Origin of the sequence: Kitasatospora sp. NPDC059827, assembly GCF_042731675.1 — a bacterium.
Classification (GTDB): Bacteria; Actinomycetota; Actinomycetes; order Streptomycetales; family Streptomycetaceae; genus Kitasatospora.
Genome location: NZ_JBHWIV010000028.1, coordinates 1 through 25,198, shown reverse-complemented (window position 1 = coordinate 25,198; position 25,198 = coordinate 1). Strand labels below are relative to the sequence as shown.

Genomic DNA, 25,198 nt, shown 5'->3' with positions numbered 1-25,198 from the left:
TTCGAAGTAACTTAATAGATGAGGGGCGGGGTTCCGCAATCCCCCTGATCCAGGGCACTTTCGGGCGGCCCGTCGACCCTCCGCCGGGCTCCGGCCCCCGCCTCGTGGCACTCCCCGCCGGGCGGAGTGCTGGCCACGGGCCGAAAGCGCGCCAAATCGAGAACAAGGTCACACTTAACGACCCTCCTTCCGCTCCGCTAACGGGCGCTAACCTGCGGACATGAAGGTCCCGCCCGAAAGGCTCCCCCTCGCCGCCGAGTTCCCGGCCGCGCACCGTGAGCAGTGGCAGCAGCTCGTCGAGGGCGTGCTGCGCAAGTCCGGTGCCCGGCCCGAGGACGGCGCCGCCGCCGAGCAGGCGCTCACCACCGCGCTCCAGGACGGGCTGCGCGCCCGCCCGCTGTACACCGCCGAGAACACCTCGGTCGAGCCCGGCTACCCCGGCTTCCCCCCGTTCGTCCGCGGCGGCCGGCCGCAGGGCTCCGCCGTCGCCGGGTGGGACGTACGGCAGCGGCACGCCGCCCCTGACCGCCGGCGCGCCAACGAGGCCGTCCTGGCCGACCTGGAGCACGGCGTCGGCTCGCTCTGGCTGGAGCTCGGCGACGCGGGCCTGCCCGTCGCCGCCCTGCCCGAGGCGCTCGACGGGGTGTACCTGGACCTCGCCGCCGTCGCCCTCGACGCGGGACCGGACTTCACCGAGGCCGCCGAGCGGCTGTTCGGGCTGTACGAGGAGCGCGAGGTCTCCCCCGCCTCCGCCGCCGGCAACCTCGGCGCCGACCCGCTCGGCCTCCAGGCCCGCACCGGCTCCGCCGACCGCACCGACGCCCTGCTCGCCGAGGCCGCCTCGCTCGCCGCCCGCTGCGCCGAGGGCTACCCGAACGTCAGGGCCCTCACCGTGGACGCCCTGCCGTACCACGAGGCCGGCGCCTCCCCCGCCCAGGAGCTGGGCTGCGCGCTCGCCACCGGCGTCGCCTACCTGCGCGCGCTGACCGCGGCCGGCCTGTCCGTCGACGCCGCGCTCGGCCAGCTGGAATTCCGCTACGCCGCCGACGCCGACCAGTTCCTGACCATCGCCAAGTTCCGCGCCGCGCGCCGCCTCTGGGCCCGCGTCGCCGAGGTGTCCGGCGGCGCCGCCGAGGCCTCGGCGCAGCGCCAGCACGCCGTCACCTCCCGGGTGATGATGACCGCCCGCGACCCGTGGGTGAACATGCTGCGCACCACCGTGGCCTGCCTGGCCGCCGGGGTCGGCGGCGCCGACGCCGTCACCGTGCTGCCCTTCGACAGCGCCCTCGGCCTGCCCGACGCCTTCGCCCGCCGGATCGCCCGCAACACCCAGTCGATCCTGCTGGAGGAGTCCCACCTGTCCCGGGTGATCGACCCGGCCGGCGGCTCCTGGTACGTCGAGCAGCTCGGCGAGGAGCTGGCGCAGGCCGCCTGGGCCTGGTTCCAGGAGATCGAACGGACCGGCGGCCAGCAGGCCGCGCTGGCGTCCGGGCTGGTCGGCGACCGGATCGCCGCGACCTGGGCGGAGCGGTCCGCGAAGCTCGCCAAGCGGCGCGAACCCGTCACCGGCGTCAGCGAGTTCCCGCACCTGGACGAGCAGCCGCTGGTCCGCGAACCGGCCCCGGCCGGGCACACCGGCGGCCTGCCGCGGGTGCGCCGCGCCGAGGCGTACGAGGCGCTGCGGGACCGCTCGGACGCCCACCTGGCGGCCACCGGCGCCCGTCCGGCGCTGTTCCTGGCCTCGATCGGCACCGCCTCCGCGCACACCGGGCGCACCACCTTCGCCGCCAACCTGTTCCAGGCCGGCGGCATCGCGACGGCGTCCACCGAGGGCGTCGACCCGGCCGCGTTCGCCGCGGCGTTCCGCGAGTCCGGTGCCGCCGTCGCCTGCCTGTGCTCCAGCGACGCCCTGTACGGCGAGCACGCCGCGGCCGTCGCCGTAGCCTTGAAGGAGGCGGGCGCCCAGCGCGTGCTGCTGGCCGGCCGCCCGGCCGAAGTACCCGCCGGAGTGGACGAGTTCATCTACGCGGGCGGGGACGCGATCGCCGTCCTCACCTCCCTGCTGGACCTCATTGGAGTGGCGCGATGATCCCCGACTTCACCGGAATCGGGCTGGACGACTCCTCCGCCGGTTCCTCTGCCGGCTCCGCTGCCGGAGAGGTCACCGACGCCCAGTGGCAGGCCGCCTGGCAGCGGTCCACCGGCAAGGCCCCCGACGAGCTGGTCTGGGACACCCCCGAGGGCATCGGCGTCAAGCCGCTGTACACCGCGGCCGACCTCGACGGCCTGGACTTCCTGGAGACGTACCCCGGCATCGCCCCGTACCTGCGCGGGCCGTACCCGACCATGTACGTCAACCAGCCGTGGACCGTCCGCCAGTACGCGGGCTTCTCCACCGCCGAGGAGTCCAACGCCTTCTACCGCCGCAACCTCGCGGCCGGCCAGAAGGGCCTCTCGGTCGCCTTCGACCTGCCGACCCACCGCGGCTACGACAGCGACCACCCGCGCGTCACCGGCGACGTCGGCATGGCGGGCGTCGCCATCGACTCGATCTACGACATGCGCCAGCTGTTCGACGGCATCCCGCTGGACAAGATGTCGGTGTCGATGACCATGAACGGCGCGGTGCTGCCCGTCCTCGCGCTGTACATCGTCGCGGCCGAGGAGCAGGGGGTGCCGCCGGAGAAGCTCGCCGGGACCATCCAGAACGACATCCTCAAGGAGTTCATGGTCCGCAACACCTACATCTACCCGCCGCAGCCGTCGATGCGGATCATCTCGGACATCTTCGCGTACACCTCGCAGAAGATGCCCCGGTACAACTCGATCTCCATCTCCGGCTACCACATCCAGGAGGCCGGGGCCACCGCCGACCTGGAGCTCGCCTACACCCTGGCCGACGGGGTCGAGTACCTGCGCGCGGGCCTGGACGTGGGCCTGGACGTAGACGCCTTCGCGCCGCGGCTGTCGTTCTTCTGGGCGATCGGCATGAACTTCTTCATGGAGGTCGCCAAGCTGCGCGCGGCCCGGCTGCTGTGGGCCAAGCTGGTCAAGCAGTTCGACCCGAAGAACCCCAAGTCCCTTTCGCTGCGCACCCATTCGCAGACCTCCGGCTGGTCGCTGACCGCCCAGGACGTCTTCAACAACGTGACGCGCACGTGCGTCGAGGCGATGGCCGCCACCCAGGGCCACACCCAGTCGCTGCACACCAACGCCCTCGACGAGGCGCTCGCCCTGCCGACGGACTTCTCCGCCCGGATCGCCCGCAACACCCAGCTGCTGCTCCAGCAGGAGTCCGGCACCTGCCGGGTCATCGACCCGTGGGGCGGCTCCGCGTACGTCGAGAAGCTGACGCAGGACCTCGCCGCCCGGGCCTGGCAGCACATCCAGGAGGTCGAGGCGGCCGGCGGCATGGCCAAGGCCATCGACGCGGGCATCCCCAAGATGCGCGTCGAGGAGGCCGCCGCCCGCACCCAGGCGCGGATCGACTCCGGCCGCCAGCCCGTGATCGGCGTCAACAAGTACCGGGTCGAGAACGACGAGCAGATCGACGTCCTCAAGGTCGACAACTCGGCGGTGCGGGCCCGGCAGATCGAGAAGCTGCGCCGGCTGCGCGAGGAGCGCGACGAGGCGCAGTGCCAGGACGCCCTGCGCGCGCTGACGGCGGCCGCCGAGGCCGGCCCGCAGCGCGGCGGCTCGCTGGACGGCAACCTGCTGCACCTGGCCGTCAACGCGGCCCGGGCGAAGGCAACGGTCGGCGAGATCTCCGACGCCCTGGAGAAGGTGTACGGCCGCCACTCCGGCCAGATCCGTACCATTTCCGGTGTGTACCGAGACGAAGCGGGCCCGTCGGCGCCCCTCCAGCGCACCCGCGACCTGGTCGAGCGGTTCGAGCAGGCCGAAGGCCGTCGCCCGCGCATCCTGGTCGCCAAGATGGGCCAGGACGGCCACGACCGCGGCCAGAAGGTGATCGCCACCGCCTTCGCCGACCTCGGCTTCACCGTCGACGTCGGCCCGCTGTTCCAGACCCCGGCCGAGGTCGCCCGCCAGGCCGTCGAGGCGGACGTCCACATCGTCGGCGTCTCCTCGCTGGCCGCCGGGCACCTCACCCTGGTCCCCGCGCTGCGCACCGAACTGGCCGCGGCCGGGCGGGAGGACATCACCATCGTGGTCGGCGGCGTCATCCCGCCGCAGGACTTCCAGGCACTGTACGAGGCGGGCGCGGCGGCGGTCTTCGGCCCGGGCACGGTGATCCCGGACGCGGCCTTCGACCTGCTGACGGCGCTGGCCGTCGAACTCGGCCACGAGCTGTGAGCTGCTGAGTCCGATGCCACCGAGGACGATCGACCTCGACGCCTACGTGACGGGCGTCCTGGACGGCTCGCGCGCCTGGATCGCGCGCGCCGTCACCCTCGTCGAGTCCACCCGCCCCGACCACCGCGCGCTCGCGCAGCAGCTGCTCCAGCGGCTGCTGCCGCACGCGGGCGGGGCGGTGCGGGTCGGCATCACCGGGGTGCCCGGTGTCGGCAAATCGACCTTCATCGACTCCTTCGGGACGATGCTCACCGGACTCGGCCACCGGGTCGCCGTGCTCGCCGTCGACCCGACGTCGAGCCGCACCGGCGGGTCCATCCTGGGCGACAAGACCCGGATGGAGCGGCTGGCGGTGGACCCGGCCGCCTTCGTGCGGCCGTCGCCGACCTCGGGGACGCTGGGCGGCGTCGCCAAGGCCACCCGGGAGTCGATGGTCGTCATGGAGGCGGCGGGCTACGACGTCGTCCTCATCGAGACGGTGGGGGTCGGGCAGTCGGAGACGACGGTGGCCGGGATGGTGGACACCTTCCTGCTGCTGTCACTGGCCCGGACCGGCGACCAGCTGCAGGGCATCAAGAAGGGCGTGCTGGAGCTCGCGGACGTCATCGCCGTCAACAAGGCCGACGGCCCGCACGAGCGCGACGCGAGGGCGGCCGCACGTGAACTCGCGGGCGCGCTACGGCTGTTGCAGGCACCGGACGCGGCGTGGACGCCACCGGTGCTGACCTGCAGCGGGCTCGACGGGGCCGGGCTCGATGTCCTGTGGGAGCGGCTGCAGCAGCACCGCAAGATACTGGACGCGACGGGCGGGCTGGCCGCCAAGCGGCGGGAACAGCAGGTCGAGTGGACGTGGTCGATGGTCCACGACCAGCTGTACGCGCGGCTGCACGAACACCCGGAGGTACGGCGGCTCACCCCGGAACTGGAGGCCCAGGTGCGGGCCGGTACGCTGCCGGCGGGGCTGGCCGCGCAGCGAATCCTGGACAGCTTCTTCGGTACTGCTTGAGGGAGTTGGGGACCATCGCCACGGTTGTCGAGGACGTACTGATCGAGGCCGACGCGGCGTCCGTGTGGGACGCCGTACGGGACGTCGGCGCCGTACACGAGCGCCTCATCCCCGGCTACGTCCTCGACACCCGGATGGACGGCGACGTCCGGTACCTCACCATGCCCGGCGGTGCGGTGATCCGGGAGCTGATCGTCAGCGTGGACGAGGAGTTGCGGCGGTTGGCGTACTCGGCCGTCGAGGGCTTCAAGCTCCCGCTGACCCACCACCACGCCTCCTTCCAGGTGCTCCCGGTGGCCGAGGGACGGTGCCGCCTGGTGTGGACGACGGACGTGCTCCCTCATGAGATGGCCGACCAGGTCCGCCTGCGGGTCAGCCGCGGCGCCCAGGTCATGAAGGCGACTCTGGAAGCCGTCTAACGGTCACACCCGGCGACGAACCCCGCCACCACAGACGCAGAGAACAACACCCACCACACGAGTCGGGCGGCAGCCCCCACTACGCCACCTCACAGACGCTGCGGAGATTGCGCGCCGTGCCCCACCCATGCGTGGGGCACGGCGCTTCGGCATCCTCCTGATACTCGAACCACACCACCTTGCCCCGCTCCGCCGGGCGCCACCCCCACGCGTGGGCGAGAGCCTGGACGAGCAACAACCCCCGCCCGGTGGTCGCTTCGGGATCCCGCTCCCGATACGGAAGCTCCGCACCCCGATCGGCAACCTCCACCCGCACCCGCCCACTACGCCGGTGGACGGACACGACACACCGCTCCCCCGTGTGCAGGAGCGCATTCGCGATGACCTCGCTCGCACACAACTCCACCTCCTGGAGCCCGTCTTCGGTCAACGGCACCCCCCACTCCCGCAGGATCGCCCCCACCAGCCGCCGAGCCGCCGGCACGGCCTCGACCCCCGGCGGCACACCCCACTCCAGAGGCACCGGGAACCGGGCGGTGTTGAGTGGGCTGACGATCAGATCCGACGCCATTGCTCCTCCATCCCTGCGGGTGGACGAATGGCCGAAGTCGACACCCGGCTCAACCCGCAAGCAGTGACCGTCACAGTCGGACGGCAGCGAAAGGGGATCCATGCGTAGCTCTCCGCCACGCTGGCAACACTGAAAGTAGTCGCAGAGTTTCTGCGAGTCAAGAAGCTCTGCCACTCGCAGTTCTTCACCGAGTCATGCAAGACTCAACCAACCAGGAAGGGGAGAACCATGGGATTCGGTCTTGTCGTTCGCTTCGTCGCCCACGACGCAACTGCCGCTCAAGCCTTCGATGTTCTGGCAGAGGATGCGCTCAACGGCATCCGCGCGAAGGAACCCGGCACTCTCGTCTACGTCAACCACGCCGTGGCGGACGAACCGTGCGTCCGGGTCTTCTACGAGCTGTACGCGGACCGCGAAGCTTTCGAGGAGCACGAGCGCCAGCCTCATGTCCGCCGGTTCCTGGCCGAACGCGGCCAGTACCTCGACTCCTTCGAGGTCACGTTCCTGGATGAGATCTCCGGCAAGGGCGGCTCTGCCGCCCAGGCCCTCCAGTGAGCCCAGAGGAAAGGCGGGCCTTCGGCGCTCGGGTCGCTCAGCTCCGAAAGAGCCGCGGTATGAGGCAGGATGAACTTGCCGCGGCCATCAACCGGACCGCCAGCTGGGTGTCACAGGTCGAACGGGGCGTCCAGCCGGTTGTCCGCCTTGATGTTCTCCAACTGCTGGCGAACGGCCTCGGCGTTTCCGTTCAAACCCTGCGACCTGATGCTCCGTCTCCCGCTGTCACGACACCCGCAACCTCGGATCAGCCCAACGACCTCGACCTGGCCCGGCTGTCGCTCTCGGGGCATCCAGCTCTCGATGGGTTGCTCGCCGATCAGGACCGAATGGTCACCGATGATCCTGCCGAACTGGCCAACGCCGTCGAACGGCTGTGGCAACTGACCCACAGCAATCAGTTCGCCGAACTGAGTACTGCCATCGCCGACGTTCTGCCAAGGTTGGAGCGAGCTGCACGGACCGCTGACACGGACGATCGCGGCAAGGTCCACCTGCTTCTCAGCCAGGCTTACCAGGCACTCGCAGCTGCCTTTGTTCGGCAGGATGAAGCCGATGCGGCCTGGGTTGCCGCCGATCGCTCCATTCGAGCCGCCGAGCAGTCCGGCCAGCCACTGCACGTGTTCGCTGGCATCTTCCGGATGGCTCATGCGTTCGTCCGGCTACAGCGGCTGGACCAGGCAGAACACGTGGCGCAGAGTGCAGTCTCCGCCCTGCGAGTGCACACCTCGACCAGCAACCGGCCGCCGGAAGCACTGTCAGTCCTCGGATCGCTCCACTTGGTTCTCGCGTTGACCGCCGCTCGCGCCGGTCAACGCGAGCAGGCCCGGAAGGAAATCGGCTGCGCCCGAGACATAGCCGCACAGCTCGGAGCGGACCGAAACGACTTCAATCTGGAGTTCGGCCCGACGAATGTCGAGATTCAAGCGGTCTCCACCGCCCTCGAACTCGGCGATGCGGGCGAGGCCCTGGAACTGGGCCAACGGATCGATGCCGCGCAACTCTCGCCCGAGCGAAGGTCCCGGCTCCTCATCGACCTCGGACGAGCTCACGCTCAACGACGAAATCTCGGGGAAGCTCTCGATTGCCTCCTTCGCGCCGAGGAAGTGGCACCGGAGAGCGTCCGAACCCACGTAGCGGCCCGGACGGCGATCCGTGAACTCATCCTCATCGCCGGCCGTGGCGCACCAGCGGAACTGGTGAAACTCGCCAAGCGCGCAAATGCCACGGGGTGACCTCGGTTACCGGGCCCGGGGATAGGGTCGCCGCCGCCCTCTCGTGGAGGGCGGCGGCGCACTGGCGTGACCAGACGGGCTCCGTCCCTCCTGCAGTTGGTATCCCGCATGTCACCGATGAGGCAATGCCGGGCGGACTGCCGCAACCGCGTCGGTGTACAGCTCGGTGGTCAAGTCATCTTCCTCGATACCGAGTTCAGCCAGCACGGCACGAATCGCGGAAACAGAACTGCCGGGGCCTGATGACCCCCGAACTGGTGAACCTCCTCGCGCCGGGATCGACCCCGCACGCCACCGCGTTCCAGGTCATCGGAGCGTGCCCGGCACTGGACGTCGTCCTCACCTCGACCAGCACCCGCCAGCACTGGGACGATGCGAGAGCGGCGCTCGCCGAACCGATCCCCGACAAGCGACTCAGGACGGTGCTCGATGTCCTTTCAGCCGGATGACGACACCCGGCGCAACCTGATGGCAGCGCACGCAAAGGCGGCGGCCTTCCTCGGCCTCGTGTGCACCGGACCGGCGGTCTTCGGCACCTCCGGAACCACCATCGGCCAGCGAGCCGAGAGTGTCTGGCTCCGGGTCTCCAGAAACAGCCGTCACCGGGCGCCCCGACCGACCGGTCAGGGAGCCCTCGGCGCGGAACAGCTCATCCCCGCCTCCGTCCCGCGACCCCGGCTCCACAACACCGTGGACTGGACCGAGACCGGCTGGTTCTACCAGGCCGACGTCTTCGACCTGGTAGGTCCCGCGGTCTCCTCCACGCCGGATCTTCGCGACGATCCTGGCCTGGACGACGGCTGGTGGAGCGCATTGAAGGACGCGCTGGCCGGCATCGCGGAAGCACCCAGTGCGAAGATCACTCTGCGCCGGACGTGGGTCGAACAGGTCTTCCCGAAGTACCTCGGCATCCCGGCCCCGGCCGAAGTCGAGCGGACCACCGGGCACGGTGACCTCCAGTGGGCCAACCTGACCACCGGGCCGCTCAAGATCCTCGACTGGGAACGATGGGGCCTGGTGCCGATCGGCTACGACCCCGCAGTCCTGTGGGTCAGCAGCCTCCTCGTGCCCGAGGTCGCGGACCGCGTCCGCGCGGAGTTCGCCGACATCCTCGACACTCCTGCCGGACGTGTCGGTCAGCTGATCGCTCTCGCAGAGATGCTCCAGGCTGTCGATCGGGGGTACTACCCAGAACTTGCCCCTCTCCTCGCTGACCGGGCATGTGAGCTGACTGGGGTCACCCCGCCGCAGGGCACGGACCCCGGCCTCGTCCGGTAGACCATGGACCAGCAGCAGAGTTGACGAACAGGGAAGGAGTGCACATGGACTCCATCGCGCGCCCTCCGGGCGGTCACGACGCCGAGGACATCGCAAGCGCGAAGGAGCGAGGCTGGCGAGATCTGGCGCCGATCGACGACGCCTACCAGGCGGGCGAGATCACGGTCGCCGAGTGGCACGCGGCTACGGCGGCACGGCCGACGTCGTCGCCTACGCACGGCACCGGAGCGTGCCGGTCGTCGTGCTCTGGCCGCAGGGAGCACGGCGATGAGCCAGCGGGCCCGCTGAACCCTCCGGATCACACCGGTCGCGCCGCCGCGACCGCATCGGTGTACAGGTCCGTGGTCAAGTCGGCCTCTCCGATGCCCAGTTCCGCAAGAACGGCGCGGACGAAAGCGAGTGCCGACCCTAGCTCGTGCTCCGTTGCCGCCATCGTCTCGACCTCGATGAACGTGGTGTCGTCCAGCTCGGGTACGCGCACGAGCGTGACCAGCACCCGCCGGCCATCGCGCTCGAACGCGTAGTTACGGCATCGCTTCTCGAACGCGATGCGCGGAACGAAACCCAAGCCCCGGACGATCTCGTGCGCAGCCTCGGCATCCTCGACCCTCGTCTCGGCCTCCGGCTTCGAGCCGGAGGCCTCGTCCACCCTGGCGCCCTTGTAGGTCAGGACCGTGCGCGTGCCGTTCGAGCTGTGCACCGTACGGATCCGCAGTTCACGGTCGGCACCCATCAGACTGCCGTCCGGCGCGTCGTAGTACGTGTCGCGGTAGACCTCGGCCCGGCCGGCGCCGTACCGCTCCTCCAGCCGCTTGAGCACGCCTTCCGGGTCGCGCACGACCGCCTTGAGCTCAGCCTCGATCGCCATCCACGTTCCTCCGCCCGCCGTCGAGCGGCTTCTCACCGAGGGCAGCGCGGAGCCAGTCCAGCGAGTCACTCGCGAGAATCGCATCGGCGAGGGCGTTGCCGGACTTCGTGGTGAGCCGCCCACGGCTGTTGTCGATCCACCGCTGCGCGTTGGCATAGCCCTGCGCCTTGTACTCGACGCCCTGGATCATGCACTCCAGCTTGTCCGCGTCCCGGGCGCAGACCGCCTCCGGGCTCTCCTTCCCCTCGTACTCCGCAACGAGGTCCTGAATGGCCGAGGCCAGGGTCTCGGGCATCCCGGCGACCTGGTCAGCCGTCACGGCCACCGGATCCGCACCGGGCGCGTACTTCTTGCCCAGGTGGTTGACGTCCCCGGTACGCGTCTCCTGCGAGTCGTGCCAGACCGCGAGGAAGGCGGCCTGCGCCGGGTCGGCGCCTTCGAGCTTGGCGATGACCGATGCGATCAGCGCGGTCCGCCAGGAATGCTCGGCGACCGACTCCGGATCGCGGACCCCGGCCATCCACCATCCCGTGCGCTTGGTCTGCTTGAGCGTCCCGGCTTCGAACAGGAACCTCGCCACCGAGGTCAGGTCGTCCGTCATCCTCTGGCTCCTCTCACGCCTCGGCAAGGCGGATCGCGTAACGGATGCTGTCGAGTTCGCGCCGCCCCCGTGGCGAGAGCTCCCGCCCATCCGACATCACCGGAAGCCGTTCGCGAGGTAGCCCAGCGGCTCCGGAACGTTACCTCGTCGCCCGTTCCGGATGTCGAGGGGCCAGAGAAGCGACCACTCCTCCAACTGCATGGGAAGAAAGCAGATCTGGCGATGCCGTGGCTTCCGTCATCGAACTGATCCGGAGGACCGTGGTGGATCGCCGGGGTTCGCAGTCGCCTCCGGCGCGTGTGCACTTCCGACGCTGGGTCTGCCCGACCCGGACGCCGTCGTCCGGCGCGGGCGCCTCAAGTCCGGGGATCGGTCGCGTCGGTGTGATCTCGGCCCTCGACCAGAACGGGGTCGAGGGCTGGTCAACTGGTGATCGCGGAGAGCCTCCGTCGCAGGGGCTGCTCAAGGTCGAGGTTGTCGCCTCGTGTGGTGGTCTGTAGCAGTTCAGTGATGACGGCCAGTTCGGCGAACTGCCCGGCCGGCGTGTCGAGGATGTGGGCGAGTCGGTGACGGACCTGCGTGGCGGTGTCCGGCACGAGGAGGCTGTACGAGTGCAACAGCGCCGCGTCGTACCCGGCGGGAGCGACGCCCCAGCCTTCCCAGTCGAGAACCGTGAGGACCGGGCCCGTGAGGTTGGCCCAGTGCAGGTCGCCGTGGGCCGTCGTCCAGGCGGCCACCTTGGTGTCGATCGAGATGCCGAGGTACTGGGGCATAGCGCGGTCCAGGTACTCCTGCCGGACAGCGACCCGGTCGCTCGAGACGGTGGCGATGGCGTCGAGGGCGGTGCTGAGCGCGTCCCACCAGGCATCGTCCAGGTCGGGTGCCTCCCGAAGGATCGGCTCGTGGGTGGTGATGGTGGGGGCGGTGATCTGGTCGTACAGCTCTGCCAGGTAGCCGTGCCCGGCCTCGGTCCAGGTGCGCCGCTCCCGCAGGCGTGGCCTGGGTACCGCGGGAGGCATGAGCCGTTCTGCCTCCCGCGGCCCCTCCCAGAGCTTCCCGCCGGCCTTGTCGGCCGGGGCCGACACCAGGCGGAGCCAGCCCTCGCCGGACGCCGTGGCAACCGGGCGGCTGAGGGTACGACCGCGCCAGCCCCACGCTTCGCGGGAGCCGATCGGCGTCGCGTCGAACGCCGCTGCTGCTGTGGCGTGCATCCCGCGCATCCGCCTGGCGGTGTCCGGCTCAGGTTCCGAGTACATCAACGACCCTTCGCAGTACGTCCGGAGACAACGGCGGTCGGCCGACGGCTCCGGCGGCCTGACCCCAGTGTTCCGCGTTCCCCGTCGACAGGAGCACGCGCTTCACCCCTGGGGCTGAGGCCACAACGGCGAGGGCGGTCTCGGTAGGGGTCTTGCCAGGGGTGATCAGCTCGGACAGTTCCGGGGTCACCAGGTCAGGAATCTCGCCGCCGTGGAGCGGGGCGGAGGCGAACACCTCCAGCCCCGCATTCAGGGCGTCGGCCAACGGGCCATGTCCGCCGAGAGCCTGGGCGACGGGCACGAGGTGGACGAGGGAGACCGGGAGCTGGATGGCCCGCAGGTGGTGGTTCGGGCCGCCGGCTTTGGCCGCGAGTTCGATCAGCGTGGGTACGTCGAAGAGGCGGCTACTGAAGCCGCGCCAGGTCGCCACTCCGTAGGTGCTGATGACCTGTTGACTGCAGGCCTCTTCCAGGGTCAGGAAGGCCTTGTAGAGCCGGCCGGTGATCTCGCCGTCCGGGCAACCGTGTTCGGGGTTGTGCACGAACACCAGGTCGGGTACCCGGCCGAGCATGCGCCTGCTACGGGCGAGCTGCCAGGCGACGTAGTTCGGGGCGAGGCAGTACCCGCGTTCGGCATCCGCTGCAATCAGGGCACCGGCCCGCACGCCGATGTGCCCGGCGCCGGCCGGGATGAAGCCCACCTTCGTGGAGACGCGAAGATCCCGGTGGGCAGCCAGAACCGGGGCGAGCGAGGTTTCCGCCTGGCCGCCTGCGTAGTTGGGCGCGGTGTCCACCCAGTCGGCACCTCGGGAGGCGGCCATCAGCGCGGCCTCGGCCACATCGAGGCAGCGGTAGGTGCCGAGGCCCAGCTGGGCCGTCATGGCGCACCTCCGATCACGGCGGCTTGGCCGTCGACCAGCTCCGTCACGACATTGGCCGCCTGTGTGATGGTGATGCCTGCGGCCTGTGCGAGATCAGCCAGCCGATGGGGGTCCCCGTCTGCGAGGAGCGCGAGCATCGGCTCGGCCTTGGCGGCGAACGTCCACTCCTCACCGCCAGCGGTCAACCGGACGGTGCCGTCGGACACGGCCGTGAGCGCGGGTCGCGTGGTGACCAGGCGCACCTGGAGGTCGGCATCCGGCGGGGCCGCCGTGATGTGGGGCAGCGACGGCGCGAGCCGGGCTCGCTCGGTGGCGTCGCGGGCGGAGGAGAAGCGGGCGATCAGGTCGTCGCTCTCCAACTCGGCCGCGAGGAGCTTGCCGATCGTGTCGAGGAAGGCACGCTGCTCCTCGGCGCCCCCGAAGCGCGGAATGTCCGCCCGGACGGCCTCGTGCGCGCGCAGCATCTCCGACAGCCAGGTGATGAGATCCGCGCCCGTCGTGCTCTGCAGCCCGCACGTGACGTGTAGCGAGGGTTTGCCCTCGGAGGCGGCGACGGCGTGCCACCAGCCCCGAGGCAGGTAGAGCACATCACCGGCCGTGAGGACCAGATCGGCAACAGGCTCTTCCGGCGGCGGCTCCGGTGTCTCGACGTCGCGGTGCATCGGTACCGTGCGGGTGGGGCCGTAGATGCGCCAGCGCTTCGTGCCGTCGAGCTGGACGACGACCACGTCGTGATCGTCCCAGTGGACACCAAAACCTTCGATGCCGGTCCACGAGCCGTACAGGTTGACCTGCACGCCGGTTCGCAGCCAGCGCTCCAATTGACCGGCCAAAGCACGAATTCCGGGGTGCAGCTCGTCAACGGCGTCCAGCACCAGCGTGGCACCTTCAGCGAGACGCCGGTGCAACTCCGAGGGCTGGAGCTGGTGCCAGACGGTGCTCCGTCGGGTGACGACCGGCCGGGAGTACGTGTGCGCGGCCAGTTGCTCCCCGTTGGTGGCGAGTCGGAAGCGAGGGGGTTCGAACCGGTGGTGGGTCAGGATGGCATTGAGGTCATCCCAGCCCATCAGTCCGGCGAGCGACGCGGCGCCGCCGCGTGCGACCTTGAAGCTGCGGCCGAGCGTCCGGGCGAGGAAGTCATCCCCGCCCAGACGCTCAACCACCGAGAAGTGCTCGGCAGTCATCGTGATGCAGCCGTCAGTCGTTGGTGTCGGTTCGGCCGGTGGAGCCGCCGTCCGACGGCTGCTCGCCGCGCGAGCGAGCCGCGGCGACCTTTGCTCGGGCGACCACCAGGCCGTCGCCCTCCGGCTCGGTGCTGGTCGTCAGGTTCTCGGGCATGAGGGACTCCTTCGGTTTCATGGGGCGGGCCGACTGCCCGCTCCCGTGATGGGTGCGGCGATGGATCCGGTGCCAGGGCAAACCGCTGGCAAGGAACCTCAGGTGCCTGTGCCGCGCGGCTGTCGACCAAGCGCGGCCACCTGCATCCCCCAAGCCCGCATCGGGGTGGGGGAAGTCTTGTCAGGCACTGGTCGGGACGACGCCCCGAGCCTTCGGGGCCGCGGCCCTCACCAGCGCGGTGAGTCGCTCGTCGCCCGAGACTGCGGCAGTGGTGCCGACCTCGAACCAGGTCCGCTTTCCGGCGGGGTCCGGCTCGACGCCCCAGTTCGTTGCGAGCGCTGCCACCAGGAACAGCCCTCGCCCGCCGGTGGCGTCGAGATCGATCCCGCCGACAGCCGGGAGGTCGTGGCCGACGTCCGTCACCTCGACACGCAGCCGTTCAGAGTCCCAGGACACGCACACGACGCACGGGGCATCCGTGTGGCACACGGCATTGGTGATCAGCTCGCTGGACAGCAACTCGACATCGCGGAGCGCGTCCTCCGCCAGCGGCAAGCCCCAACCGCGCACGGTCCGTATCACCCGCCGCCGGGCGTTCGGTACGGCCTCGGCACTGGGCAGCACGCGAAAGCCGAACGGGGCGGGGGTGATGGCTTGGCGAGTGGCGACGGACATGAGTGCGGACCTTTCACCGGGACGAGGTCGGCATCGGGCCGATTCGCGCCGGGATTCACCCGGCAGGTATCCACAGAACCGCCTCCAACGCCGGTGAACCAGAGCAGAATTGAGGCGACAACGAGGCATCCGTGCTGCAAACCCGGCCATGACCTGGCCTGTTACGGCTACGGACGAACTGGCCTACCCCTGGAGGACGCGGAATGGCATCCAGGAGGTCCCGGCTGATCCAGCGCAGGGAGGCAGTCGGTCACACACAGGAATCCCTGGCTGAAGCCCTCGACGTGGACCGTACGACCGTGGGGCGATGGGAGAGCGGCAGGGGCACCCCACAGCCCTGGATGCGGCCGAGGCTCGCCCGCGTCCTGAGGCTCTCGGTCGACCAGTTGGCTGACCTGCTGGGAGCACCCCTGGCAGCCGCCGAAGCAATTCCACCGCTCAACAGCGTGAGCGAAACCTCGCCCCTTGTGCCTGCCTCACACACGGACCACGACGGCGATCTCGTAGTGGCCGTAGCAGCCGACTCGGCAGAGTCCGCGCTCTTCCTCCGCTTCGCGAGCGCGTCCAACGTGGACGACACGCTGCTCGAACAGATCGACGCGGACATTGCGAGGCTGGCAGGGGACTACGTGAGCAAGCCGGTGTCCGAGCTCTTCCACGACATCGGAACCCTCCGGCGAGGAGTGTTCGACTTACTCCGAGGCCGCCAACACCCCTACCAGACAAGCCATCTCTACCTACAAGCCGGACGCCTCTGTGGCCTGGCCACCCATGTCGCCCTCGACCTCGGCCAGTACGCGGCTGCGGCCACGCATTCTCGAACGGCCTGGCGCTGCGCGGAGTCAGCCGGCCACAACGGTCTCCGGGCCTGGATCCGATCCGTCCAGTCCCTGATCGCCTACTGGCAGCAGGACCACCGCCAGGCCGCCGAGCTGGCCAGAGCCGGACTACCGTACGCGGACAGCGGGACCATCGCAGCTCGTCTGCTCAGCCTCGAAGCACGGGCCACCGCCGCGCTCGGCGACAGCGCGAGCGCGCTACGGGCCGTGGAAATGGCCACGGCAGCGCGGCACACGGTAGCGGCCGTGGACCTTCCCGGTGTGTTCACGTTCCCCGAGGCCAAGCAGTGGGCCTACGCGGGTACCACCCTCATTGCCCTGGGCGGTCACCGTCACGTGAATCGAGCCATCGAGGCGTCCTCCAGGGCTATCGCCCTGTACGAGTCCGGGCCGCAGCAGGAGCAGTCCTCCGGCGACCTGCTGGCCGCGTTCCTCGACCTTGCCAACGCCCACCTCGCCCACGGTGACCTCGACGGTGTGCAGGAGAAGCTCTCGGTGGTGCTGGATGCCGCACCGGGTCGTCGCACAGCGAGCATCTCTGCCCGTCTTCGGGTGCTGAGCACCCGTCTCGCCGAGCCCGCCTACGCAGGCTCCCCGATCGTCCTGGGTCTCCGCGAGAATGTCAGGGAAGCCTGCTCTCGACCCGCACTCACGAACCCTCCGGAGCTGCCCGCATGACGAGCAACACCGCTCAGCAGGACGCCGCAGTCACCGACCGGTCCGTCCTCGCGAACAACGCCTACGCCGACGGACGCCACCTGGCTGCCCGCCAGTCGATCTACCGGTGGCAGCAGCCGCGGTACGACCTGCCCGGGATCGTCGTCGAAGAGCTGGCCGACACAAGCGGGATCGTCGTCGACATCGGCTGCGGCAACGGCAAGTTCGTCAGCCGCTTGCACAAGGACCGTCCAGACCTTCAGATCGTCGGGATGGACATCTCGGCGGGCATCCTCACCGAGGTCCAAAGACCGGTCCTGGTGGCCGACGCCCAGGCTCTGCCCTTCGCCGACGACAGCGCCGACGCCGTGCTGGCCCTGCACATGCTGTACCACGTCAGCGATATCGAGGCCGCGATCAAGGAACTGGCCCGTGTCCTTCGGCCTGGCGGCGTGCTCATCGCCTCGACCAACAGCGACACCGACAAGCGCGAGCTGGACCGGCTCTGGGCCAGGGCCGCAGGAGACGTCCTCGGTATCCCGAAAGGGCCAGCACGGGTCTCCCTCAGCTCCCGCTTCTCCCTGGAAGAGGCAACCGGCTACCTCCGGACAGCGTTCAAGGACATCCGGGTGCGGGAACTACCCGGCACCGTCGAGATCACCGATCCTGCGCCGATCGTTTCCCACCTCGCCTCCTACGAAGCGTGGGCTGACCAATCCGGCGTCCCTTTCCGCGAGACGGTCAGTCGGGCAGCAGAGATCGCTGCCGCCGCCATCAAGACGGAAGGCTCATTCAAGATCACGTGCCTTGGCGGAATTCTGACTTGTCGACGCTAAGGCCGCCAGCGATGTGGTCGCTGCCTACAGTGACAGTGGGCGGCAGAGCCGTGGCCGTCGTTCGCGTGACTTTTCGGCTCACCGCTGTACGGCCTCCGAGCGGCTCGGGCTCACTGTCGCCTCCGAGGGCCGGTGGGGCGTGGCTCGATCACTTGGCCCACGCATGGCTGTTGGGGTGGCGCGGTATGTTGCCGGGCGTGCCGATGGATGACGACCACCCGAACGCCGCAGCCAGCCGTGAGCAGTGGCAGCGGGTGCGGGCCTACCTGAATGACCATCGCTTCGCGTTGACCGGGCAGCTGCTGGCCGAAGGCGTATCCGGACGGCTGGTCCCGGGTCTGCCCCTGTTGGCCCGTCCGCACTGGATTCCGGGGCAGCCGGTGCCGCTGGAGCGGGTCCGGTTGCGGTGGCAGGCGGACACGCCCCCGGTCGCGCTGGACGGCGGGGAGCCCGAGCTCGATCACGTCCGGGCGCGGCGGGAGGACGGCACCGCGTTCCGGTACTACTCCGATGCGGTCGGCGAGCTCGCCAGGCCCCGGTTGTTCGAGGACCGGGGCTGCTACCGGCTGTTGGAGGTGGCGGCGGACGGCCCGACGCTGACCTTCGGGCGCGGGCGGTACTTCGATGTGATCAACATCTGCGAGGCGGCGGCCCACGAGTACGCCGCCTCCGTCCTGGCGGGCCCGGACGGGCGTACGCCGTTCCGGGCCGCCGTCGGCGATCCGACCGACCTCTCCCGCCGCCCGGTCATGGCGGCCGTCACCACGCTGACCGTCCGGCACGATCGCCGCACCGGCGACGCCGAGTTCCTGCTGCACTGGCGCGACCCCGCGAAGGTGGCCACCGGCGGCGGGCTGTTCCAGGTGATGCCGGTCGGAATGTTCCAGGCCTCCCACGACGCGCCCTGGAACGAGGCCAACGACTTCGACCTCTGGCGGGCTGTCCTGCGGGAGCTGAGCGAGGAGCTCCTCGGCGGCAGTGAGGAGTACGGGAGCAGCAAGGCACCCATCGACTACGAGGCCTGGCCGCTGCACCGGACGCTCGGAGCAGCGCGGGAGGACGGCAGGCTCCGACTGTCCTGGCTCGGTCTCGGGATGGACCCGCTGACCTTCGTCACCGACCTGCTCACGGTGGCCGTCTTCGACGCCGAGCTGTTCGACGAGGTCTTCCGGCGGATCGTCTCCACCAACGACGAGGGCCGCCGCGTCGGCCTGGACGACGCGACCGGCCGCTCGGTCGGCATTCCGTTCACCGCCGAGCAGGTGGACCGCCTCACCACCACCGAGCCGATACAACCCGCCGGTGCGGCGCTGCTCCGGCTTGCCTGGGGGCACCGGGAGGCGCTGCTGCGCCGCTGAGCGGGCGTGGCGGGCCGACCGTGGGCGCCGTGCGCGCGGTGGGCTGCCCAGGGGGCCGGATTCGCCGCCCGACCGAGTGTCGAGGAAACTGAACAGCGTGACTGATGTGCGAGAGATCCTGGACTACCAGACCTTCGGCCGGGCGGTGCGCGAGCTGGCGCAGACGATCGCCGACGACGGGTTCGAGCCCGACCTCGTCCTGAGCATCGCCCGCGGTGGCGTGTTCGTGGCGGGTGGGCTGGCGTATGCGCTGGACTGCAAGAACATCCACCTGGTGAACGTCGAGTTCTACACGGGCGTGGGCACCACCCTCGACATGCCCGTGATGCTGGCGCCCGTCCCCGCCGCGATCGACTTCACCGACAAGAAGGTGCTGATCGCGGACGACGTCGCCGACACCGGCAAGACGTTGAAGCTGGTGCACGACTTCTGCCTCGACCACGTCGCCGAGGTCCGGTCCGCGGTGATCTACGAGAAGTCGCACTCCCTGGTGAAGTGCGAGTACGTGTGGAAGCGGACCGACGACTGGATCGAGTTCCCGTGGTCGGCGCAGGACCCGGTGGTCAAGCGCCCCGGCCAGGTGCTCGACGCCTGAGTCGCCGGCCCGCCGTCACCGCCGGTGCGCCGGAGCGGGGCGGGGCAGAGCGGGGCACGGCGGGGCCGGGCGGCCTCAGTGGGTCGCCCCCTCCGGGACGCGGAGGTCCACCGTACGGGTGGCGGCCGTGGTGAGCAGGGCGCGCAGGGCGTGGGCGACGAGGTCGGCCGGCAGGGCGGGGGCGGAGCCGTCGAGGACCTGCTCGGGCAGGGCCGGGATGTGCACGAACCCGCCATTGGCGGTGGGGTGTTCGGTGGCGAGCGTGTGCATCAGGGCGTAGAAGACGTGGTTGCAGACGAAGGTCCCCGCGGTGTGGGAGAGGGAGGCGGGCGCGCCCGCCTCCCGGACGGCGGCCACGCAGGCCTTGACGGGCAGGGTGGCGAAGTAGGCCGCGGGACCGCCGGGGACGACGGGCCGGTCGACCGGCTGTCGGCCGGCGTTGTCGGGGATGCGGGCGTCGTCCACGTTGACGGCGACGCGCTCGACGGTGACGTCCGGTCGGCCGATCGCCTGGCCGAGGCAGACGACCAGGTCGGGGGCGCAGGCCGCGATCGCCGTGCGCAGTTCCTCGGCCGCCCGTCCGAAGACGCAGCTCAGCCGGGTGGCGGTGACCAGGAGCCCGTCGGGCGGGTTGTCGGCGACGAGGCGGGCGACCTCCCAGGAGGGGTTGACGTCGGCGCCGTCGAACGGTTCGAAGCCGGTGAGCAGGACTCTGGTCACGGGGGGCTGCCTTTCCGGGAGGGGTCAGAACGCGAAGAGCGACATGATGGCGATGTTGCAGACCAACAGCGCTCCTGCGGTGGGGAGTTGGGCCTTGATCGGCCCGTACTGGTCCTTGAGTTCGAGCAGGGCCGCCGGGACGAGGTTGAAGTTGGCCGCCATCGGGGTGACCAGGGTGCCGCAGAAGCCGGCCAGCATGCCGACGGCCAGGACGACGCCCGGGCTGCCGTGCAGTTGGGTGATCAGGACCGGCCAGCCGATCGCCGCGGTCATCACCGGGAAGGCGGCGAAGGCGTTGCCCATGATGATCGTGAACAGGGCCATACCCAGGCAGTAGACCGCCACCGCCGCGTACTTGCTGCCGTCCGGGAGGAAGTGGGTGGTGATCCTGCCCACCTGGCTGCCGACGCCGGCGCTCTGGAAGATCGAGCCCAGGACGGCGAGGAGTTGGGGCAGCAGCAGGGCCCAGCCCATGGCCTCCAGCAGCCCGCGGCCCGAGCGCAGGGCGACGGCGGGGTTGCGTTCGCGGGTGAGCAGCAGGGCGAGGCCCAGGGCGACGAGCGAGGCGATGCCGAGCCCGAGGAGCGTCTCGCTGCCGGTCTGCAGCAGCACCCCGCCTCCCAGGTGCACGCCCTTGAGGAGCGTGCCGCAGGCCAGCGCGACCAGCGGGAGCGCCAGCGCCGGGATGAACAGCCGGTTGCCCAGGCGCGCGGCGGAGGCGGCCCGCTGCTCGGGGGCGGCGGCCGTGGGGGTGCCGCGGCCGGTGAAGCCGAAGCCGGCCAGGCAGATCATCGCCAGGACCGCGACGCCCAGCGGCGCGGCGGGGGCGGACTTGTCGGCGACCCACGAGCCGTAGACGAAGCTCACGCCGAGCAGGCCCCAGAAGGCGGCACTGCCGTAGCGCTTGGGGTTGCCGCGGTCCGCGGCCATCTGCGCGGCCATCGCGAGGAAGACGGCTCCGACCAGCCAGTACAGCCACTCGACCTTGATCACTTGGTCGTCTCCTCGGTGCGGTCGGCGGTGGTGGCGGTGGGCGCGGCGGGCGCGGTGCTAGCGATGGTGGCGGCGGCGGAGGCCGCGACAGCGGCCGCGGCGGAGGGCCCGGCGGGCAGGTCCCGGGCGAGGGTGCGGTCCAGGCGCAGCAGGCGCGCGCCGTGGATGAGGGTGGCGCAGACCGCGGTGGGGATGGCCCAGAGCGCGAGCTGCACCGGCTCCAGGTCGGTGTGGTAGGTCGCGTCGACGAAGCCGGTGATCAGGAGGATCGAGCCGACGGCGAGGAAGCAGTCCTCGCCGAAGAACAGGCCGACGTTGTCGGCGCTGGCGGCGAAGGAGCGCAGGCGTTCGCGGGCCTTGTCGGTCAGGGTGCCGTGGCGGCGTTCGGCGGCGGCCTCGGCCATCGGCGCGACCATCGGGCGCACCGCCTGGGCCGGTCCGCCTAGTCCGGTGAGACCGAAGGCGGCGGTGAGCTGGCGGACCACCAGGTAGACCGCGAGGACGCGTCCGGCGCTGGCCTTGGCGAGCTTGTTCATCAGGGTGCGGGCCTGCTCCTGGAGGCCGTGGCGCTCCAGCAGGCCGATCACCGGCAGGGTGATCGCGAAGAGGGTCACCGAGCGGCTGGAGGCGAAGCCGGTGCCGAAGGCCTCCAGGACTTTCAGCGGGCTCATCCCGCCCAGCAGTCCGGTGAGGATGCCGGCGGCGCCGACGACGAGGAGTGGATTGCGCCGGGTGGCGAACCCGGCCACCACGACGAGGATGCCGACAAGAACGATCATGTTCCTGACCGCCTTTCAGAGGACCTCCGCCCTACGGGTGGCCGCCTGGGCACCCCGGGGCCGAGGCGGTCGCGATTGGGTGGACCGCGACCGTTCGGGGGTTGCCGAGAGGCTAGGGGATTGTGGAACAATCCGACAAGAGTTCAGGAGGTGGAACGTGACCGGAGTTTTCGACGCGCTCGCGGCCGACCGGGGTCGCATCGAACGCGCCAGCGCCGCCCAACGCGTGGCCGAGGTGCTGCGCGAGCACATCACCGAGGGCCGGCTCGCCCCGGGCACCCGGCTCTCCGAGGAGGCGCTCGGCGAGGCGCTCACCGTCTCGCGCAACACGCTCCGCGAGGCGTTCCGGCTGCTGGCCGACCAGCGGCTGGTCGTGCACGAGCTCAACCGCGGCGTGTTCGTCCGCGTCCTCGAACCGGCCGACGTCGCCGACATCTACACCCTGCGCCTCGCGCTGGAGACGGCCGGCGTACGGGCCCTGCGCGCCGCGACGCCCGAGCGCCTGGCCGCGGTGCGGACCGCACTGGCCCGCGCGGAGGACGCCGAGGCGTTCGGTGACTGGGTCACCGTCGGCACCGCCGACCTGCACTTCCACCAGGCCATCGCGGGGCTCGCCGGCAGCCGGCGGATCGACGAGTGCATGGCCCGGCTGATGGCCGAGCTGCGCCTGGCCTTCGCCGCCGTCCCGTCGGCCAGCGGGCTCCACGAGCCGTTCCTGCGCCGCAACCAGACGCTCGCCGGGCTGCTGGAGGCAGGCGAGATCGACGACGCCGAGGTGGAACTGACCAGGTACCTGGACGACGCGCGCGCGGTGATCGTCCGCGCGATGACGGACGGCGCGGCGTGACACCGCCCGGAAGCACCGAAGGCACCGAAGGCACCGAAGGCACCCAAACCACCGAAGCCGCCGAAACCACCGAAGCCACCGGGGGCGCCCCCATGACGGTCGTCGACCTCAACGCCGACCTCGGCGAGGGCTTCGGCCGCTGGACGCTCACCGACGACGACGCCCTGCTGTCCGTGGTCACCAGCGCCAACGTCGCCTGCGGCTTCCACGCCGGGGACCCGAGCACCATGCAGCGGGTCTGCGAGCTGGCCGCGGCCCGGGGCGTACGGATCGGCGCCCAGGTCTCCTACCGGGACCTCGCCGGGTTCGGCCGTCGGGCGATGGACGTCCCGCCCGACGAACTGGCCCACGAAGTCGCCTACCAGATCGGGGCGTTGCAGGTGTTCGCCCGGGCGGCCGGAGCGGACGTGGCGTACGTCAAACCGCACGGCGCGCTGTACAACCGGACGGTGCACGACGAGGAGCAGGCGGAGGCGGTGGTCCGAGGCATCCGCCTCGCCACCCGGGAGCAGGACCTGCCCGTGCTCGGGCTGCCCGGCTCACGGCTGCACGAGGCGGCCGGGCGGGCCGGACTACCGGCGGTCGCCGAGGCGTTCGCCGACCGCGCCTACACCCCGGACGGCACGCTCGTGCCGCGCCGCGAACCCGGCGCCGTCGTCCACGATCCCGACGCGGTCGTCGACCGCTCGGTCGCCATCGCCCGGGACGGCGAGGTCACCGCCCGCACCGGCGAGCGGATCCGGCTGCGCGCCCGCTCGCTGTGCGTGCACGGCGACACCCCGGGGGCCGCCGAGCTGGCCCAGCGGGTGCGGACCGCGCTCTGGCGGGCCGGGGTCCGCGTCGAGGCGTTCGCACCGGCACCGGAGCGGGCGGGAAGAGGTACGGGATGAACCTGCGAGTCCTGCGGGTCGGCCCGGACGCGCTGCTGGTCGAACTCGACGGCGCCGACGAGACGATCGCCTTCCACGCCGAACTCCAGCGCCGCCGCGCGGCGTCCGGGTTCCCGTCCGTCACCGAGGTCGTGCCGGCCGAACGCACCGTGCTGCTCGACGGCGTGGCCGACCCGGACGCCCTGGCCGCCGAACTGCCCGGCTGGCGCGTCCCGCCGCTGCGGACGAGCGCCGACGCGACCGTGACCGTCCCGGTGCGCTACGACGGCGCCGACGTGGCGGAGGTCGCCGCGCTGTGGGGCGTCGCCGAGCGGGAGGTCGCGCGGATCCACTCCGCGACGGAGTTCCGGGTCGCGTTCAGCGGCTTCTCCCCCGGCTTCGGCTACCTGACCGGCCTGCCCGAGCGGTACCGGGTGCCGCGGCGGGCCGCGCCGCGTCCCGCCGTCCCGCCCGGGGCGATCGCCCTCGCCGGCCGCTACACCGGCGCCTACCCGCGCTCCTCCCCCGGCGGCTGGCAGCTGATCGGGCACACCGACGCCGTGCTGTGGGACCCGTCCCGCGAACCCGCGGCCCTGCTCAGCCCGGGTGCCCGGGTCCGCTTCGTGATCGAGGACGCATGAGCGGGGAAGATGAGCGGGGTCGGCGAGAAGGGCGCGAAGGGCGAGAAAAGCAAGGAGAGCAAGGAGAGCGAGGAAGCATGACCGTCACCGTCACCCGCTCCGGCCTGCTGACGACCGTCCAGGACCTGGGCCGCCCCGGGCACGCGCACCTGGGCGTGCCGCGGTCCGGCGCGCTGGACCAGCCCGCCCACCGGCTGGCCAACCGGCTGGTCGGCAACCCCCCGACGGCGGCCACCCTGGAGACCACCGTGCTCGGCTGCGCGCTGCGCGCGGACCGCGCGGTGACGGTCGCCGTGACCGGAGCACCGTGCGCCGTACGGGTCGACGGGCGGCCCGCCGCCTGGGGCGCCCCGGTGCGGCTGCCCGCCGGGGCGCTGCTGGACGTGGGCCCCGCGACGCGGGGCGTGCGCAGCTACCTGGCCTTCGCGGGCGGGGTCGCCGCCGCCCCGGTCCTCGGCAGCCGCTCGACCGATCTGCTGTCGGGGCTGGGCCCCGCTCCGCTGGCACCGGGCGACGCCCTGCCGCTCGGCGAGCCGGTCGGCCCGGCCGCCCGGGCGGACGTGGTGCCGACGCCGGCGCCGCCCGATCCGCTGCTCCTGCCGGTGCTGTTCGGCCCGCGCGAGGACTGGTTCACGGCCGGCTCGCTCGCCGTCCTGACCGCTTCCGGCTACCGCGTCTCCCCCACCAGCAACCGGATCGGCCTGCGCCTGGACGGCCCGCCCCTGGAGCGCGCCCGGGACGGCGAACTCCCCAGCGAGGGCATGGTCCTGGGCTCCGTCCAGGTCCCGCCGGACGGCCGTCCGGTGGTCTTCCTCGCGGACCACCCCACCACCGGCGGCTACCCCGTCATCGGTGTCGTCCCCGCCGCCGCGCTGGCCGCCGCCGCCCAGGCCGCCCCGGGCACCCCGGTCCGCTTCACCCCGATGCGGCGGCGGTGAGTCGGCGCCGGGGCCCGCACCGGCAGGACGCCGAACCCGTCGAGCCCCAGCGGCCCGCGGGGGCGGCCGGGGCTCGACGGGCCAGCGCCGCAAGGCGGGGCGTACGTCCCAATCCGGGAGCTGGTTGTGG

At 71.2% G+C, this 25,198-nt stretch carries 27 protein-coding genes and 1 pseudogene; 16 read left to right on the top strand and 12 right to left on the bottom strand.

Going from position 1 to position 25,198, the window contains the following annotated elements; all coding sequences use genetic code 11:
* Positions 1 to 220 precede the first annotated feature (220 nt).
* Genes ACFV8H_RS19380 through ACFV8H_RS19365 form a run of 4 tightly spaced genes read left to right on the top strand, consistent with a single transcriptional unit; the run spans position 221 to position 5,739 of the window.
* Positions 221 to 2,089, top strand: coding sequence for a methylmalonyl-CoA mutase family protein (locus tag ACFV8H_RS19380; RefSeq protein ID WP_380401253.1), 1,869 nt, complete (start codon positions 221 to 223; stop codon positions 2,087 to 2,089).
* Positions 2,086 to 4,314 (top strand): methylmalonyl-CoA mutase, encoded by a 2,229-nt coding sequence (scpA, locus tag ACFV8H_RS19375; RefSeq protein WP_380401251.1) that lies wholly within the window; start codon positions 2,086 to 2,088, stop codon positions 4,312 to 4,314. Before ACFV8H_RS19380 ends, scpA begins: the two co-directional genes overlap by 4 nt.
* 13 nt (positions 4,315 to 4,327) lie before the next feature.
* Entirely contained in the window at positions 4,328 to 5,320 is a 993-nt protein-coding gene (meaB, locus tag ACFV8H_RS19370; RefSeq protein WP_380401249.1) for a methylmalonyl Co-A mutase-associated GTPase MeaB, read from the top strand.
* Positions 5,321 to 5,325: 5 nt separating this feature from the next.
* On the top strand, positions 5,326 to 5,739 hold the full coding sequence (locus tag ACFV8H_RS19365; RefSeq protein ID WP_380401247.1) for an SRPBCC family protein: 414 nt from the start codon (positions 5,326 to 5,328) through the stop codon (positions 5,737 to 5,739).
* Between the two features lie 79 nt (positions 5,740 to 5,818).
* Here ACFV8H_RS19365 and ACFV8H_RS19360 read toward each other — a convergent pair whose 3' ends face one another.
* Positions 5,819 to 6,310 (bottom strand): ATP-binding protein, encoded by a 492-nt coding sequence (locus tag ACFV8H_RS19360; protein WP_380401245.1) that lies wholly within the window; start codon positions 6,308 to 6,310, stop codon positions 5,819 to 5,821.
* A 228-nt stretch (positions 6,311 to 6,538) separates the two neighbouring features.
* On the opposite strand from ACFV8H_RS19360, the gene ACFV8H_RS19355 reads away from it, so the two are divergent.
* From ACFV8H_RS19355 to ACFV8H_RS19340, 4 genes are all read left to right on the top strand, one after another.
* On the top strand, positions 6,539 to 6,865 hold the full coding sequence (locus ACFV8H_RS19355) for a putative quinol monooxygenase (protein ID WP_380401244.1): 327 nt from the start codon (positions 6,539 to 6,541) through the stop codon (positions 6,863 to 6,865).
* The gene (locus ACFV8H_RS19350) at positions 6,862 to 8,100 is read left to right on the top strand and encodes a helix-turn-helix domain-containing protein (RefSeq protein ID WP_380401242.1); all 1,239 of its coding nucleotides are present in this window, start codon (positions 6,862 to 6,864) and stop codon (positions 8,098 to 8,100) included. The genes ACFV8H_RS19355 and ACFV8H_RS19350 overlap by 4 nt, the downstream gene beginning before the upstream one ends.
* Positions 8,101 to 8,342: 242 nt before the next feature.
* Positions 8,343 to 8,549, top strand: coding sequence for a hypothetical protein (locus ACFV8H_RS19345; protein WP_380401240.1), 207 nt, complete (start codon positions 8,343 to 8,345; stop codon positions 8,547 to 8,549).
* Positions 8,550 to 8,790: 241 nt separating this feature from the next.
* Complete coding sequence (locus ACFV8H_RS19340; RefSeq protein WP_380401238.1) at positions 8,791 to 9,378, top strand: hypothetical protein; 588 nt, start codon at positions 8,791 to 8,793, stop codon at positions 9,376 to 9,378.
* A 298-nt stretch (positions 9,379 to 9,676) separates the two neighbouring features.
* Here the strand turns inward: ACFV8H_RS19340 and cyaB are convergent, their stop codons facing one another.
* The 8 genes and pseudogenes from cyaB to ACFV8H_RS19300 form a co-directional block, all read right to left on the bottom strand.
* Positions 9,677 to 10,246: a class IV adenylate cyclase gene (cyaB, locus tag ACFV8H_RS19335; RefSeq protein ID WP_380401237.1), complete on the bottom strand. Its 570-nt coding sequence runs from the start codon at positions 10,244 to 10,246 to the stop codon at positions 9,677 to 9,679.
* Positions 10,230 to 10,847, bottom strand: coding sequence for an HD family hydrolase (locus ACFV8H_RS19330; RefSeq protein WP_380401235.1), 618 nt, complete (start codon positions 10,845 to 10,847; stop codon positions 10,230 to 10,232). The genes cyaB and ACFV8H_RS19330 overlap by 17 nt, the downstream gene beginning before the upstream one ends.
* Positions 10,848 to 10,860: 13 nt before the next feature.
* Positions 10,861 to 10,986 (bottom strand): annotated as a pseudogene (locus ACFV8H_RS19325) (transcriptional regulator); the annotation flags it as partial.
* 283 nt (positions 10,987 to 11,269) lie between these two features.
* The gene (locus ACFV8H_RS19320; protein WP_380401233.1) at positions 11,270 to 12,103 is read right to left on the bottom strand and encodes a hypothetical protein; all 834 of its coding nucleotides are present in this window, start codon (positions 12,101 to 12,103) and stop codon (positions 11,270 to 11,272) included.
* Positions 12,087 to 12,983 (bottom strand): aldo/keto reductase, encoded by an 897-nt coding sequence (locus ACFV8H_RS19315; RefSeq protein WP_380401231.1) that lies wholly within the window; start codon positions 12,981 to 12,983, stop codon positions 12,087 to 12,089. Before ACFV8H_RS19315 ends, ACFV8H_RS19320 begins: the two co-directional genes overlap by 17 nt.
* Positions 12,980 to 14,167: a JmjC domain-containing protein gene (locus ACFV8H_RS19310; protein ID WP_380401229.1), complete on the bottom strand. Its 1,188-nt coding sequence runs from the start codon at positions 14,165 to 14,167 to the stop codon at positions 12,980 to 12,982. Before ACFV8H_RS19310 ends, ACFV8H_RS19315 begins: the two co-directional genes overlap by 4 nt.
* 13 nt (positions 14,168 to 14,180) lie before the next feature.
* Positions 14,181 to 14,321 carry a hypothetical protein gene (locus tag ACFV8H_RS19305; RefSeq protein WP_380401227.1) on the bottom strand — a complete coding sequence of 47 codons (141 nt, stop codon included), beginning with the start codon at positions 14,319 to 14,321 and terminating at the stop codon, positions 14,181 to 14,183.
* Between the two features lie 180 nt (positions 14,322 to 14,501).
* Positions 14,502 to 14,996 carry an ATP-binding protein gene (locus tag ACFV8H_RS19300; protein WP_380401226.1) on the bottom strand — a complete coding sequence of 165 codons (495 nt, stop codon included), beginning with the start codon at positions 14,994 to 14,996 and terminating at the stop codon, positions 14,502 to 14,504.
* 203 nt (positions 14,997 to 15,199) lie between these two features.
* Here ACFV8H_RS19300 and ACFV8H_RS19295 point away from each other — a divergent pair, with 203 nt between their 5' ends.
* From ACFV8H_RS19295 to ACFV8H_RS19280, 4 genes are all read left to right on the top strand, one after another.
* Positions 15,200 to 16,513 carry a helix-turn-helix transcriptional regulator gene (locus ACFV8H_RS19295; protein WP_380401224.1) on the top strand — a complete coding sequence of 438 codons (1,314 nt, stop codon included), beginning with the start codon at positions 15,200 to 15,202 and terminating at the stop codon, positions 16,511 to 16,513.
* Positions 16,510 to 17,328, top strand: coding sequence for a class I SAM-dependent methyltransferase (locus ACFV8H_RS19290; protein WP_380401222.1), 819 nt, complete (start codon positions 16,510 to 16,512; stop codon positions 17,326 to 17,328). Before ACFV8H_RS19295 ends, ACFV8H_RS19290 begins: the two co-directional genes overlap by 4 nt.
* A 197-nt stretch (positions 17,329 to 17,525) precedes the next feature.
* Positions 17,526 to 18,686, top strand: coding sequence for a transcriptional regulator (locus tag ACFV8H_RS19285; RefSeq protein WP_380401220.1), 1,161 nt, complete (start codon positions 17,526 to 17,528; stop codon positions 18,684 to 18,686).
* Positions 18,687 to 18,783: 97 nt separating this feature from the next.
* Complete coding sequence (locus ACFV8H_RS19280) at positions 18,784 to 19,281, top strand: phosphoribosyltransferase (RefSeq protein ID WP_360238628.1); 498 nt, start codon at positions 18,784 to 18,786, stop codon at positions 19,279 to 19,281.
* A gap of 75 nt (positions 19,282 to 19,356) precedes the next feature.
* On the opposite strand, the gene pcp is transcribed toward ACFV8H_RS19280, so the two are convergent.
* From pcp to ACFV8H_RS19265, 3 genes are read right to left on the bottom strand one after another with little or no spacing between them, the layout of a single operon-like run.
* A complete protein-coding gene (gene pcp, locus ACFV8H_RS19275) occupies positions 19,357 to 20,001 on the bottom strand; it encodes a pyroglutamyl-peptidase I (protein WP_380401218.1) in 645 nt (214 codons plus the stop codon).
* A 24-nt stretch (positions 20,002 to 20,025) separates the two neighbouring features.
* On the bottom strand, positions 20,026 to 20,994 hold the full coding sequence (locus tag ACFV8H_RS19270) for a DUF979 domain-containing protein (protein ID WP_380401217.1): 969 nt from the start codon (positions 20,992 to 20,994) through the stop codon (positions 20,026 to 20,028).
* Complete coding sequence (locus tag ACFV8H_RS19265) at positions 20,991 to 21,773, bottom strand: DUF969 domain-containing protein (RefSeq protein ID WP_380401215.1); 783 nt, start codon at positions 21,771 to 21,773, stop codon at positions 20,991 to 20,993. Before ACFV8H_RS19265 ends, ACFV8H_RS19270 begins: the two co-directional genes overlap by 4 nt.
* Before the next feature lie 157 nt (positions 21,774 to 21,930).
* On the opposite strand from ACFV8H_RS19265, the gene ACFV8H_RS19260 reads away from it, so the two are divergent.
* The 4 genes from ACFV8H_RS19260 (at position 21,931) to ACFV8H_RS19245 (ending at position 25,068) form a co-directional block, all read left to right on the top strand.
* Positions 21,931 to 22,620, top strand: coding sequence for a GntR family transcriptional regulator (locus tag ACFV8H_RS19260; RefSeq protein WP_380401214.1), 690 nt, complete (start codon positions 21,931 to 21,933; stop codon positions 22,618 to 22,620).
* 92 nt (positions 22,621 to 22,712) lie between these two features.
* Entirely contained in the window at positions 22,713 to 23,510 is a 798-nt protein-coding gene (locus ACFV8H_RS19255) for a LamB/YcsF family protein (protein WP_380401212.1), read from the top strand.
* Positions 23,507 to 24,130, top strand: a complete 624-nt coding sequence (locus tag ACFV8H_RS19250) for an allophanate hydrolase subunit 1 (RefSeq protein WP_380401211.1) — start codon at positions 23,507 to 23,509, stop codon at positions 24,128 to 24,130. The genes ACFV8H_RS19255 and ACFV8H_RS19250 overlap by 4 nt, the downstream gene beginning before the upstream one ends.
* Positions 24,131 to 24,207: 77 nt before the next feature.
* Entirely contained in the window at positions 24,208 to 25,068 is an 861-nt protein-coding gene (locus tag ACFV8H_RS19245; RefSeq protein ID WP_380401209.1) for a biotin-dependent carboxyltransferase family protein, read from the top strand.
* The last annotated feature ends 130 nt before the right edge of the window (positions 25,069 to 25,198 follow it).